The sequence below is a fragment of the Halorientalis sp. genome, from assembly GCF_028275115.1.
Taxonomy (GTDB): domain Archaea; phylum Halobacteriota; class Halobacteria; order Halobacteriales; family Haloarculaceae; genus Halorientalis.
On sequence record NZ_JAQCNH010000092.1, the window covers coordinates 85052 to 97596 of the forward strand.

The following is a 12545-nucleotide window of genomic DNA, read 5'->3' on the forward strand; positions in this document are numbered from 1 at the left end:
ACTCGCTCGGAGTAGATGAGCGACGGCACGGCCGCGGACACCGATAGGCCGACACACGTGCTCACCCGTCTCGAACCGTTCGCCCTGATCGCGGTCGGCGGGTTCACCGGGGCCGTGCTCCGGCACACCGTGGCGCTGGTGCTCCCGGCCACGCTCCTGCCGTGGGGGACGCTGACCGCCAACGTCGCCGGGAGTTTCGCCCTCGGCATTCTGTTGTACGAGGCCCGCCTCGCGGACGCGCTGAGTCCCGAGACGCGGCTGGTACTGGGGACGGGGTTTCTCTCCTCGTTTACCACGTACAGCACCTTCGCCGTCGAGACCGCTCGCCTCGACCCGCAACTACTGGTCGCGAACGTCGCGGCCAACTACGTGTTCGGCTTTCTCGCCGTCCTTCTCGGGCGATTCGTCGCTCGGGTGATATGCCGATGGTGAGCCCGACGCTGCTCGTCGGAACCGGCGGCGTTCTCGGAGCACTGGCCCGGCATCTGCTCGGCGAGCGCATCGAGACGCGGACGGTCGACACGCTCGTGGTGAACATATTCGGGAGTTTCCTGTTGGGCCTGCTGGTCGCCGTGCCGGTCGGAGACTCGCTTCTCTCGCTGTTCGGGACGGGCTTCTGTGGCGCGTTCACCACCTTCTCGACATTTAGTTTCGAGACGGTGCGGCAGTACGAGACCGGTGAGAAACGGCGGGCCGCGGCGACGGCGGCGCTGAGCCTCCTCGGCGCGCTAGCCGCAGTTGCACTCGGCTCTGTGGTCGCGGGCTTCCTCTGAGAGGCCAAAGCTATAGGTGCGCCCCGGTCCCGAACCTGAGTATGCGACTCGCCAGTTTCGAGGTCGAGACGCCCGTTGGACCGGCCCGACGGGTCGGTGTCGAACGCGAGGGTGCGCTGCTCGACGTGAACGCCGGCTACGCGCACGTCCTCGCGGTGGACGGCGAGGCCGCGCCTGTCGACCTCGCCGAGACCATTGCGCCGCCAGCGATGATCGACTTCCTCCGGCGCGGGCGACGCGCCTTCGACGCCACAGCGGAAGTACTGGAACGGGTTCCTGACGCCGATGCCGACACCGGTCCCGGCGGCGCGCGCCTCCGGTACGACCCCGCTGAGGTCGACCTGCTGGCCCCGGTCCCGCGCCCCAACTCTCTGCGGGACTACATGGCCTTCGAGGAACACGTCGCCAACACGCTCGGTGATATTCCGGAGGTGTGGTACGAGAAACCGGTGTGCTACAAGGGGAATGCCGACCAGGTTGTCGGCCACGGGGACGCGGTCGAGTGGCCGCCGTACTCGAACCTCTGGGACATCGAACTCGAGATCGGTGCGGTGATCGGACAGCGGGCCACCGGTATCGACCCCGACGAGGCCGAGGCGTACATCGCTGGCTACACCCTGTTCAACGACTTCTCGGCCCGTGACGAACAGGGTGAGGAGATGGACGCGCAACTCGGCCCCGCCCGCGGGAAGGACTTCGCCAACGCCTTAGGCCCCTACTTGGTGACGCCCGACGAACTCGACCTCCCGAACGCCGACTTTTCGGTCGAAGTCACCGGCGCGGACGGCGAAAGCGCGGTCTGGTCGGAGGGCACCGTCGGCCAGATGGAACACTCCTGGGGCGAGATTCTGGCTCACACCTCCGAGGCCGAGACGCTGTATCCAGGCGACGTACTCGGCAGCGGCACTGTGGGGACCGGCTGCGGCCTCGAAATCGGCGAGTTCCTCGACGATGGCGACACGGTCTCGATCTCTATCGACGGCCTGGGGACGCTGACCAACAGCGTCGTCGAACGCTGAACTGAGGATTCAAACACCTGGCAGCTAAATAGTACCCATGGACCCCGAGGACCTTCGTGCCGAGATTCCCGCCGTCGACGACACCATCTATCTGAACACCGGTGCGAGCGGCCCCAGTCCGCGCCCGGTAGTCGAGGCTGCGACCGACTTCCTCGAACGCCACGAGTACGAGGCCCACGCCGCCGGCGACCCCTACTCGATGGCTTACGACGAAATCGGGGCGGCCCGCGACCACGTCGCCGAGTTCGTGGGCGCCGAGCCCGCCGACCTCGCCCTGACGAACAGCACGGCCGACGGCATCTCCCGGATTGCCGCCGCTGTCGACTTCGAACCCGGCGAGACGGTCGCGTATACGGACCTCGAACACCCGGCCGGCATCCTCCCGTGGGAGCGGGCCGCCGACGTTCACGGTCTCGACACTCGCGTTCTCGAAACCGAGGCTGGCCGTGTCGAGATGGACGCCGTGAAAGACGCGGTCTCGGCGGCCAGTCTGCTCTGTCTCAGTTCACTTTCCTGGGACTACGGGACACAGCTTCCGGTCGCCGAAATCGTCGACGTGGCTCACGACGCCGGCACGCGGGTCGTCGTCGACGCGGTCCAGTCGCCCGGCCAGCACCCCGTCGACGTGGGGGCGTGGGGTGCCGATGCCGTCGCCGGTGCCGGCCACAAGTGGCTGCTCGGCATCTGGGGCGCGGGATTCCTGTACGTCGACCCCGAATTCGCCGATACGCTCGAACCCCGGCGGGCGAGTTACCGGAGCGTCGACGACCCGAGCGCGCCGGATTGTAACCTGACTGGGGGCGCACAGCAACTGGAAATCGGCACTGTCTCGCCCGCGCCCCACGTCGCGCTGGCGACGGCCATCGACCGGATTCGAGCCGTGGGCCTCGACACCGTTGGCGACCGGGTCGAGCGGCTCACCGACCGGCTCAAATCCGGGTTGGGTGACCGTCTCCTCTCGCCCCGCGAGTACGAGTCCGGCCTCGTCACCTTCCGCGCCGACGACGCCGACGCGCTGGTCGAGCGCCTGGGTGAGGCGGGCGTCGTCATCCGGTCGTTACCCGGCGGGACGGCCCGAGCGTCGGTCCACGTGTTCAACACCGCTGACGACATCGACCGACTCCTCGAAGCGCTCTGACCCCCGCATCGGAACTGATAATTCGCACCGAATGTTTAATTCCCTCCTTACGCTGGGTCGAATAGAGCGTACCGGCGGGTGACTCGCGAGACAGACGGAGTGGCTCGCCGGAACAGACATTCACTATGCTATCCGACGCGGAGACGGTTTCACGTGAGACGGCGCGTACGGCGGTCGCCCTCCTGGCGATCGCCGGGTTCGTTCTGGTCGCCATCGCCTTGCCAGCGGTGGGGGCCGACGCACCCGGCCGGTCGTTGCTCCCCGGGAACGCCTCCAGCGAGGCGGAATCGACCGACGGGAGCGGTACGGTCGACGACGTCCTCTCGGGTCGAACGACCGGGGCAGCCAGCGGTGGCGACGGCGGGCAGGCGTCGCTGATTGATGGCCTGATTGGGTCACTCTCGGGGTCCGAGGGCGCCCCCGGTTCGGCGGCTGGCGAGCAGACGCCCGGTTCGAGCAGTGCGGGCGGTTTCGGCGCACTCGACCCTGGCCAGCGCACCGGCGTCGGGTCCCAGGGGTCGCCGCTCTCCGACAGCCTCCGGAGCCAGTCCCTCGAACCACACTTTCTCGTCCGTAGCACCGTCGAGACGTACTGGCGGACAGGGGCGTACGCACGCTACACTGGAACCGGCTGGACCGGCCAAGGCGACGCGACCCGTGCCAACTGGCCTCGCACGCCGGGGGTCGCGGCGGACGACCGTCGCACCATCACGCAGGAGTACCGGTTACTCCAGTCCGCCTCGGCGCTGCCGGCGGTATGGGAACCGGTCGACGTGACCGGCTCACCCGCGGAGAACGTACGAACGACCGGCCAGGGAGGCCTGCAGTACAGTGGCGACTGGCTCCCGGCGAACACCACCTACACGGTGACCAGCGCGGCACCGTCCCGGGACCCGGCGCGGTTGCGGGCCGGTGGGACCGACTACCCCGATTCGGTCGCGGCGCGGTACACCGACCTTCCCGACTCGACACCCGACCGTCTCGGGTCGTTCACCGACGACCTGACGGCCGACGCGGAGACGCCCTACGACGAGGCCGTCGCCATCGAGCGCTGGCTCGAATCGAACAAGGAGTACTCTCTGAACGCCAGCCACGAGGGGGGCAACGTGGCCGACCAGTTCGTCTTCGAGATGGACGAGGGGTACTGTGAGTACTTCGCCAGCACGATGGCGGTCATGCTACGGTCACAGGACATCCCTGCGCGCTACGCCGTCGGCTACTCGACGGGCGAACCACAGCCCAACGGGACGTATCTCGTGCGCGGCATGAACGCCCACGCTTGGGTCGAAGTGTACGTTCCAGACACGGGGTGGGTGCGGTTCGACCCCACGCCCGGCCGGAGTCGACTGGCCAGTGAGTTCCGCGCCTACCAGCGCGCCGCCGAGAACGGTAACGCCGAGGCCGCCGCCCGCCGCTTCCTCGAATCCGCCGGCCGTGAGAATGGCGGCAACCCCTTCCGCCCGAACGAGAGCAGACAGTCTCCCGCCGGCGGTCAGTCACCCATAGACGGCCAGTCCGGAACCGGCGACGGTGGCGACGTGACAGACGGCAACGCCACCGAACTCACCGAGACGTACAACCACAGCGAATCGGGGAGCCCGGGTGAGACCTTCGGCACGGAGAGTTCCTCGAGTGTACAGGTATCGCTCGTGTCCGATCCCGTCCCCGGGCAGTCCGCCGCCGTCAGTGTCGAACGCGCCGGCACTCCGCTGGCCGACGTGGCCGTCGCGTTCAACGACCGGCGAATCGGCACCACCAATGGCTCGGGACTGGTAACCGGAACGGTGCCGTTCGCCGCCACGCTCGACGTGACGGTCACGGTTCCGAACGAATCCAACGGGCCCGCGGGGAGCGCCGCGCTCGCCCTGTCGGGACCGACCGGCATGTCCCTCCCCCGCCTCGCGGCCAACGATACCGACGGCAAAACTACCCGGTCGTTCGACGTGCCCACGGACATCCGCGTGGGAATCGGGGACGAATCGAGGCCCGGTGAGACGGTGACGGTCAACGCGACTATCGCCGGCCGCCCCGTCCCCGGAGCCAACGTGTCGGTCAACGGCACCGTGGCGGGAACGACCGACGCCGACGGGCGGTTCGACGCGTCACTCCCCGTGAGCGAACACGCATCGGTTCGAGTCGACCGCGGCGAGGCCACGGGCAACCGCACGCTCGAACTCGCCAATCTCAGCGTCGACGTCTCGGGCTTTGCCCTGCCAGGACTGTCGGCTACCGTCACCGTTACCGACAGCGGCGAGCCGGTCCCTGGTGCCGCCGTCTCCGTCGACGGGTCGACTGCCGAAACCGGTCCGGACGGCACAGCAACCGTCTCGCTCCCGTTCGCGACCGGCGCCACGGTGACCGCCGAGACGGCCGCCGGCCTCACAGAAACCCGGCCGGTACGGATGCGGTTTCTGACCGCTGGACTCGTCACGCTCCTCGCGCTCGCCGTCCTCGGCGGGGCCTACCTGCTCCGCCGTCGCGCGGCCGACGCCGGTCGCTCGCTTCGTGAGCAGCTCGGGGCAGCTCTCGACTGGTTCTTGGGCGCGTTCGTCGCGACGCTGGTCGCGCTGGCCGTTCGCGGCGAGGCGCTTCTCGCCGCACTACCAGAGTACCTACGCCGGGCGCGCGACGCGTTCGCGACCCTGGTGCGTGAACTGGTGGCCGCCGTTCGTGCCCGACGGTTCGACCTCGGCCGACTCCCCGGACCGCGGACCGTCTTCGCCCGGTTGCTGACCGCCCTCCAGGAGCTACTGGTCGGCGTTCGAGGCTCATTACCCGGCAGTGAGACGGTGGTCGACCCTGGCGGTTCGACGCCGACGGCCCCTGGAACGGCGCCGGACGCGCCGGCGGCCCGCGAACGCGTCCGGCGCGCCTGGCGGGAGTTTCGCGCCCGGGTCCCCGTCGCGGACCACCGGACGAAAACCCCTGGCGAACTCGCCCGCGAGGGAGTCGACGCCGGCTTTCCTGCTGCCCCCGTTCGGACGCTCCGGGACGCGATTCGGGACGTGGAGTACGGGCGGCGCGACCCCGCCGAGTACGTCGACGACGTGGACGACGCCCGGCGGGAACTGACGCTTGGGAACGACGCCGAACTCGACGAGACGACGGCGACGGACGGTGGAGCCGCGAGCGAAACGAGTGGCTCCTCGTCAGTGCCCCGCTCTGACGGTGGGGCCGCGAGCGAAACGAGTGGCTCCTCGTCAGCGCCCCGCTCTGACGGTGGGGCCGCGGATCAAAACGGGTTCGATGGCGGTGGTCGGCCGTGATTTCGTGGACGCGTCTGCTGGTCGGGGCCGCGGGGGGCACGCTGCTCACGGCGGCTGTGCTCGTCCTCGCGCCCGGTCTGCTGCCTGTTCCGCGACCACAGTTGGCGACCGCGATGGACGCGCTGACTGGGACGGTCGGACTGGCGGGTCTCGCGGTCATCGCTGGATTGAGTGCCGTCGTGCAGGGGCTGTGGTCCTCGACAACGCCCTCTCGTCCCCCGTCGCTTCCCGTGGACAGCGACCCCACGGAGCGGGACGTGCCGGGTTCGTCTGTCGGCGAGAGCTTCGACGAGCGGCTCGCTGCAGTGTGGCGGGTCGACGGTCGGTCGGCCGACAGCGAGGCGGTCGTCCGCGAGGACCTGCGGCGGCTGGCAACCGACGCGTACCAGCGAACCTATCGGTGCGACTGGGAGACGGCCGCCCGGGCCGTCGAAACGGGTTCCTGGACCGACGACCCTGCTGCCGCGGCTTTCGTCGGCGGGGCCGACGCGCCCGACGTGCCGCTCCGGCTCTGGTTCAACGATATGTTCAGCGAACACGGCGCCTTTCACCGACAGACGATTCGCACGCTCCGGTCGATTTACGCGCTTGAGGCCGACACCGAAGCGGCGACCGAGCGCACCTGGACAGCGGACGAGACGATGGCCGGAGGGCCTCCTGCGCGGGACGGCCGGGGAGTCCGGGAGGAGGTGACCGACACGTGATGCGAGTCGTCCGCTGGCACGGCGCGCTGGTCGGGGCACTCTTTTCCAGCGCTCTCGGGCTGTACGTCGGTGACCACGTCTTTTTTATCGTGGCGATCATCCCTCTCGCGTACGTTGTTTACGGCCACGTCACCGGGCTCGGGCCGCCGTCGCTTGCCGTCGAACGCACGACAGACGACGACCACGTCGACCCCGGCGAGACGGTGACGATACGACTCACCGTCGAGAACACCGGCGACCGGCCGATTCCGGACCTCCGCCTCGTCGACGGCGTCCCCGAGGATGTCGCGGTCGTCGACGGCTCGCAGGCCGGCGCCGTTGCGCTTCGCCCCGACGAGTCGGCTACCGTCTCCTACGAGATTCGCCCGCCGCGGGGAGCCCACGAGTTCGGGAGCGTCGCGGTCCGGGGTCGCAGTCTTGCCGGCACTGTCACAGGGACGACGACGCTCGCTCCCGACGGCGACGAAACGCTGCGCTGTACGACGCTGCTCGACGAGTTCCCGTTGCAGGACCTGACGACGCCGTTCGCGGGACAGGCGCCGACCGACACCGGCGGCAGCGGAATCGAGTTCCACTCCATCCGGGAGTACCGGCGAGGGGACCCCCTCTCACACGTCGACTGGCGACGCCTGGCTCGGACTGGCGAACTCGCGACGGTCACCCACCGGCAGGAACGGGCCGCCGCGGTCGTGTTCGTCGTCGACGACCGACCAGCGGCGCGCTGTCAGCCGCCCCGGGGCGGCCCGTCGGCGCTCGATTACGTCGTTTACGCCGCCTCGCAGGGGCTGGTGACCCTCACCGACGCGGGTCACCGGGTCGGCGTCACGACGCTCTCGCCCGGCAACGACCGCGACTGGGTCTCGCCGGGCCGGGACAGCACTACGGAGTCGGCCGCGTCCGACCTCTTCGACCGAGTCCAGGGCGACGGTGCCAACCCGGCCCCGACCGAACCCGGCCGGACGCCTGTGGCGACCGACGGCGCCGGTGGGAGCGCGACCGACGGCCCCGATGGGACGGCACTGGGACTGCGGCTCGCAGAGTGGCTGCCTGCGCACGCACAGGTCGTTCTCTGTACACCCATGGTCGACGATGCGCCGGTCGGCGTCGTCGAGACGCTGCTGTCGAACCGTCACGCCGTGACCGTCCTCAGCCCGAACGTCACCGCGTCTGACGGCGAGACTCCACCTACGCCAGGACAGGCGGTTGCCGACGTGCGGCGCCGAATCCGACTGACCGACCTCGAACGGCTGGGCGTCTCGACCGCGGACTGGCGGCCCGAGACACCGCTCCAGGTCGCGCTCGCGGACGTCCTCCCGACGAAACGAGGGTGGGACCGATGACGGACGAGCGTGCGACGGACGGTGGCGCACCCGCTCGCGACGAGGTGACGCTGCCCCGACTCGGAGCCGGTGACGAGGTGTTCGCGACTCTCGCGGAAACCGCAGGCGAGCTGCGACTCTCGGCCGTCGTCGCCGGCATCGCCGCCGTGTTCGCCGCACTGCCGGTCGGCTGGCAGTTGCTCGGCGCTCGTCTCACGCTGGTGTCGTCGGCTTCGGGCGTCCTGCTGGCGGCGGGGCTGTACGCGCTCCAGAGCGACCGCGTTTCGGTCCTGTTCGCGGCCGGAGCGCTCCTAACTCCGGCGTCGATGGGGCTAGCCATCGCGCTCGGTGTCGGCGTCGCGTTCGGGTTCGACGTTGGCCGACCGCCGGGCCTCCTCGCGAGTCTGACCGTCTACCTGCTCGTCGGTTCCGGATTCGGTGCGGCCCTGACCGCCGTCCCGCTCGACGAGGGCGAGGTTCTGGTCGGCTCGTTCGTGCGGTTCGTCGGTATGCTCGCCCCGCTAACTGTCGCGCAGGTGGTCGTGGTCGCGGCCGCAGCCTGGGACTCGCTGGGCCTCTCGCTGGTCCGACTGGTCGTCGACAGTCCCGACCCACTGCTGGCGCTCGGCCGCTCCCTCTTGGCCCCGACCGGCAGCGTGGCACTGCTGACCTTCCTGCTGTCCGTTCTCCTCCTGGTCTTTCTGTTCCGACTGCTCCTGCGGTCGATTCCAATCGTGAACCTGTTTCCGCCGCGACAGCGCCCGCTGGTGACGGCCAGACTCGACCGACTGGTGAGTCGTCTCGGGTGGGCCCTGCTGGCGGCCACCGGCGGTAGCATCGTCCTGTTCACGGTCGCAGTCGTCGCGGGCGTCTCCACGCCCGCGGCGTTGTCGGCCCGCTTCGACGTCGTCGCTGCGCCTGTGATCTGGCTGCTGACGACCGTCTGGATCCGTGTCCTGTTCGTCCTCGCCATCGGTTCGATGGTGGCCCTCCTCGCCAGCAACCGGCTCCGGCGGCGCGTGCGCCGCCTCTCAGAGACCGACGTGCTCCGGCAGGCGACGCCGCCGCTGGGCGCGCTCGCGACCGCTCTCCTCCTCGGCATCGTCGTCGACCTGCTGAGCAGCGGTGACGAACTGCTCGCACGTCTACCGGCGACCGTTCGCCCACCCGTCGAATCGCTGCTCGGCGGGGGCGTCGTCACAGCCGTTCTGGTGGTCGCGTTCGGCTCGCTCATCCTCGCCGGTATCGCCTTCGTCTCCCTGTCAGTGCTGGTGAGTTCGCCGGTTCTCCCCGACCGGGCGCTCGGTCCCACCCTCGCCAGCACCGCCGTGTTCGGGCTGGCTCTGTTACTCGTCCTCTTCGGCGGTTCGTCACTGGTCGCGTTCCTCGCGGTTGCGGCCGCGCTGGTCGTCTGGGACACCGGCGAGTACGCCACCGGTCTCAGAGAAGAGCTCCCGGACGGCGCGGCGACGACGCGAGGTGAGCTCGTCCACGTCGGCGCGAGTCTGACCGTCGGCCTGCTGACGGTCGTCGGTGCACTCCTGCTCGCGTTGCTGGTCGCCAGCGACGTGATCGCGGCCTCGGCCGCTGACACGACGCTCGCGGCCGGCGCGGTGGTTCTCGCCTTCGGAACGACGATTGTCCTCCTGTCGTCGCTCCGGGAGTAATTAGTCCTCGACGGTCGGGACCGGTATCCGGTCCATCACGTCCCCCAGCACCGCGCGTTTCGAGACCGACCGAACGCTCGACTCGGCGGTCAGTACGAGTCGGTGTGCGAACACCGCGTCGGCCACCCGCTTCACGTCGTCCGGGACCACGTAATCACGGCCGGCGATTATTGCGTACGCACGGACGGCCTCGAACAGTCGCTGGATGCCTCGTGGTGAGACCCCGACCTCGACGCGCTCGTCCGCTCGCGTCGCCCGGCCGAGGTCGACCACGTACTCCCTGACTTTCCGCTCGACGGTCACCGACTCTGGAGCGTCCTGTAACTCCCGCACCGTCCCCGGATTGATCACCGGGCCGACGCCTGGCGCCTGTGCCGTCCGGCTCGACCGCCGGTCCAGCAGTTCGAGTTCGCCGTCCCGGTCGGGGTACCCCATCGAACTCTTGATCATGAATCGGTCGCGCTGGGCCTCCGGCAGCGCGAACGTCCCCTCCTGCTCGACGGGATTCTGGGTCGCCATGACGAAGAACGGCTCGGGTAGTTGGTAGGTATCCCCGTCGACGGTAACCTGGCGCTCCTCCATGGCCTCTAGCAGTGCAGCCTGGGTTTTCGGCGGTGCGCGGTTGATTTCGTCGGCCAGCACCACGTTCGCAAAGATCGGCCCCTCGGCGAACTCGAAGCTACCGTCGCCCTCGTCGTAAACGTTCGTCCCTGTCACGTCCGACGGGAGCAGGTCCGGCGTGAACTGCACCCGCGAGAACTCGAGTCCGAGTGCCGTCGCGAGGCTGCGCGCGGTGAGCGTCTTGCCGACCCCCGGCACGTCCTCGAACAGGACGTGACCACGGGCCAGAACCCCCGTTAGCACACGCTCTAAAAACGTCCGGTCAGTGATGACTGCCGACTGTACCTCGTCGAGTACCGCCGTACACTCCCCGGCGGCGCCTGTCACGTCCATGCTGTTACGTGCAAAGTCGGCCTCGTGAATGTTCGTGCTGTGCCCCGACTGTGTCGCCACCGCCTGCAGTCACGGCTCGTCGACGACCTCGTCGTCCCGAACTCGCTCCAGCCGCTCGACCAACTCGTCGACACCGTCGTTGACGCGTTCGAGCCGGTCCGCGATGTCGTCGGCCGGCACCGCGCCCTCCGGCGTCGGCTCCACGAACCCGTCGTTCTCCAACATCCGCAGCGAATACCGCACCTTGTGTTCGGGGACATCTGTCCGCTCCGATAGCTTGACGATCCCGATCGGCCCGTCCGCAACGACCGCTTGCAGGATCGTCAGGTCCCGGCGCTCCTTCTCCACTTGGTTCCTGAGTCGCTCGTCCATACTGGGGTGTCTTCACAGGGCTACCCACCCGCGACATATAATTCTTGTATCTCCATCGAACCCGAGACGTCACTATTCGGCACACGACAGCAGATCGGTACAGAAACTCGCGTCGCCGAACAAGCGAACGACTCCGTCCGTCACCGTTCGCGCAGTCGGAGCCCCTCGCTATTCGTCGACTGGCGTCCGCCGTAGCTCGTCGATCTGGTCGCGCAGCGTCCCCAGTTCGGACTCAAGCTCCTCCCTGCGGTCGATCAACGCGCTCAGCTCCTCCGTATTGACCGGCTGACCGTTCTCCAGTGCCACGTCCAGTGCGTCCGTCGTCGCCCGCACGAGGAAGTGTGCGATCTGAAGAACCTCTTCCGGTGATTCGCGCCCCTCGTACAGTTCCACGTCGCCCGAGAGCGGCGTGTAATCGACCATCGGCACCTCCTCCTCGTCCTGATAGGTCGTCGCCGTACTCAGGCTCGTCACCGGGTTGTGTCGCTCTTTGGTCCGTTCCGAGCGGACGATGCTGAACTCGTCGGCCAGGGTCCCGTAGGTCTCTTTCAGGTCCCGGAGCTTCTGTCCCGTCTCGACGTCCATCTGCGCCTCCACGTCCGCGAAGAACTGCGCCGACCCCCCGAGACTCAACGCCACCGCGAAGAAGACACCCTGGGAGTGCTCGGCGAACTCCCGCAATCGCTCGCGCACCGTCGCGTGTCGCCCTTCGGCCGCAAGCTTCTGCAGGTCGTCGAGAAACGCTCGGGTCCCCGCCTCCTGCTGGAGGTAGTCCTCGACCAGCGCCTTCGGCATCTCCCGAGGCGCGTCGTCCCGACTGTTCATACCCGACGTATCGGCGCCCACCACTATACGCTTTGGTTCGTGTTCTCAGCCGTGGGAATTGGAATCAGTCGATCCGTCCGACGACACCGAGTCAGTCTCACCACTGTCACGCGGGAACGCGCTATCGAAACTGAACACTGCTGCATCGTTGACCGCCTGGCGATCGATTCCCCGGCCGTCGACCCGGTGATGGGTGCGTTTCCTTCCGGCCCTCGCCCCCGGAACCCAGTACAGTCGGTCGGCATCCCGATATCGCACGGCGAACGCGTCGACCACATCGCCGTACTCCCCTACCACCTCGTCACCGTCGACGGTGGCTTTGCTAGCCGTTTTTGAATTGAACGCAGTTGTCTTCGACCCAGCCGGTTTTGCACTGTACCCGGTAGAGTTCGGACGCTGTGTCGACGATCAAACCGTACCTGCCGTTGTCACCGAACGGTATCGAGACGCTGTAACCCCGAGCAATCGACGCGTGGATAATCCTGGCTTCGGCCATGTCCCCGGTGTC

General features: G+C 68.4%; 13 protein-coding genes. 8 read left to right on the top strand and 5 right to left on the bottom strand.

What is annotated here, in order from left to right:
• Nucleotides 1–15 precede the first annotated feature (15 nt).
• From Q0964_RS12760 to Q0964_RS12795, 8 genes are all read left to right on the top strand, one after another.
• Nucleotides 16–432 (top strand): fluoride efflux transporter FluC, encoded by a 417-nt coding sequence (locus Q0964_RS12760; RefSeq protein WP_299268161.1) that lies wholly within the window; start codon nucleotides 16–18, stop codon nucleotides 430–432.
• The gene (locus Q0964_RS12765; protein WP_349254467.1) at nucleotides 426–773 is read left to right on the top strand and encodes a fluoride efflux transporter FluC; all 348 of its coding nucleotides are present in this window, start codon (nucleotides 426–428) and stop codon (nucleotides 771–773) included. Before Q0964_RS12760 ends, Q0964_RS12765 begins: the two co-directional genes overlap by 7 nt.
• A 41-nt stretch (nucleotides 774–814) precedes the next feature.
• Nucleotides 815–1792: a fumarylacetoacetate hydrolase family protein gene (locus tag Q0964_RS12770; protein WP_299268166.1), complete on the top strand. Its 978-nt coding sequence runs from the start codon at nucleotides 815–817 to the stop codon at nucleotides 1790–1792.
• A 37-nt stretch (nucleotides 1793–1829) separates the two neighbouring features.
• Nucleotides 1830–2930, top strand: a complete 1101-nt coding sequence (locus tag Q0964_RS12775; protein WP_299268168.1) for an aminotransferase class V-fold PLP-dependent enzyme — start codon at nucleotides 1830–1832, stop codon at nucleotides 2928–2930.
• Nucleotides 2931–3055: 125 nt separating this feature from the next.
• Entirely contained in the window at nucleotides 3056–6196 is a 3141-nt protein-coding gene (locus Q0964_RS12780; protein ID WP_299268170.1) for a transglutaminase domain-containing protein, read from the top strand.
• Nucleotides 6193–6900 carry a DUF7269 family protein gene (locus Q0964_RS12785; RefSeq protein ID WP_299268173.1) on the top strand — a complete coding sequence of 236 codons (708 nt, stop codon included), beginning with the start codon at nucleotides 6193–6195 and terminating at the stop codon, nucleotides 6898–6900. The genes Q0964_RS12780 and Q0964_RS12785 overlap by 4 nt, the downstream gene beginning before the upstream one ends.
• Nucleotides 6900–8240 carry a DUF58 domain-containing protein gene (locus Q0964_RS12790; RefSeq protein WP_299268176.1) on the top strand — a complete coding sequence of 447 codons (1341 nt, stop codon included), beginning with the start codon at nucleotides 6900–6902 and terminating at the stop codon, nucleotides 8238–8240. The genes Q0964_RS12785 and Q0964_RS12790 overlap by 1 nt, the downstream gene beginning before the upstream one ends.
• Nucleotides 8237–9886 (top strand): DUF7519 family protein, encoded by a 1650-nt coding sequence (locus tag Q0964_RS12795; RefSeq protein ID WP_299268179.1) that lies wholly within the window; start codon nucleotides 8237–8239, stop codon nucleotides 9884–9886. Before Q0964_RS12790 ends, Q0964_RS12795 begins: the two co-directional genes overlap by 4 nt.
• On the opposite strand, the gene Q0964_RS12800 is transcribed toward Q0964_RS12795, so the two are convergent.
• The 5 genes from Q0964_RS12800 to Q0964_RS12815 all read right to left on the bottom strand — a co-directional run.
• Nucleotides 9887–10840 (bottom strand): AAA family ATPase, encoded by a 954-nt coding sequence (locus tag Q0964_RS12800; RefSeq protein WP_299268182.1) that lies wholly within the window; start codon nucleotides 10838–10840, stop codon nucleotides 9887–9889.
• Between the two features lie 69 nt (nucleotides 10841–10909).
• Nucleotides 10910–11212 (bottom strand): winged helix-turn-helix transcriptional regulator, encoded by a 303-nt coding sequence (locus tag Q0964_RS12805; protein WP_299268185.1) that lies wholly within the window; start codon nucleotides 11210–11212, stop codon nucleotides 10910–10912.
• A gap of 168 nt (nucleotides 11213–11380) precedes the next feature.
• A complete protein-coding gene (locus tag Q0964_RS12810; protein WP_299268188.1) occupies nucleotides 11381–12037 on the bottom strand; it encodes a hypothetical protein in 657 nt (218 codons plus the stop codon).
• 45 nt (nucleotides 12038–12082) lie between these two features.
• Nucleotides 12083–12334, bottom strand: a complete 252-nt coding sequence (locus Q0964_RS18365) for a PDDEXK-like family protein (RefSeq protein WP_349254468.1) — start codon at nucleotides 12332–12334, stop codon at nucleotides 12083–12085.
• Between the two features lie 25 nt (nucleotides 12335–12359).
• A partial coding sequence (locus tag Q0964_RS12815; protein ID WP_299268190.1) for a group I intron-associated PD-(D/E)XK endonuclease occupies nucleotides 12360–12545 on the bottom strand: 186 nt, incomplete at its 5' end.

Bases quoted from the DNA above. Each gene is read 5' to 3' on its own strand.
- Q0964_RS12795 (WP_299268179.1), top strand. From the start codon at position 8,237: ATGACGGACGAGCGTGCGACGGACGGTGGCGCACCCGCTCGCGACGAG.
- Q0964_RS12810 (WP_299268188.1), bottom strand. From the start codon at position 12,037: ATGAACAGTCGGGACGACGCGCCTCGGGAGATGCCGAAGGCGCTGGTC.
- Q0964_RS12800 (WP_299268182.1), bottom strand. From the start codon at position 10,840: ATGGACGTGACAGGCGCCGCCGGGGAGTGTACGGCGGTACTCGACGAG.
- Q0964_RS12790 (WP_299268176.1), top strand. From the start codon at position 6,900: ATGCGAGTCGTCCGCTGGCACGGCGCGCTGGTCGGGGCACTCTTTTCC.
- Q0964_RS12760 (WP_299268161.1), top strand. From the start codon at position 16: ATGAGCGACGGCACGGCCGCGGACACCGATAGGCCGACACACGTGCTC.
- Q0964_RS12775 (WP_299268168.1), top strand. From the start codon at position 1,830: ATGGACCCCGAGGACCTTCGTGCCGAGATTCCCGCCGTCGACGACACC.
- Q0964_RS12780 (WP_299268170.1), top strand. From the start codon at position 3,056: ATGCTATCCGACGCGGAGACGGTTTCACGTGAGACGGCGCGTACGGCG.
- Q0964_RS12765 (WP_349254467.1), top strand. From the start codon at position 426: ATGGTGAGCCCGACGCTGCTCGTCGGAACCGGCGGCGTTCTCGGAGCA.
- Q0964_RS12770 (WP_299268166.1), top strand. From the start codon at position 815: ATGCGACTCGCCAGTTTCGAGGTCGAGACGCCCGTTGGACCGGCCCGA.
- Q0964_RS12805 (WP_299268185.1), bottom strand. From the start codon at position 11,212: ATGGACGAGCGACTCAGGAACCAAGTGGAGAAGGAGCGCCGGGACCTG.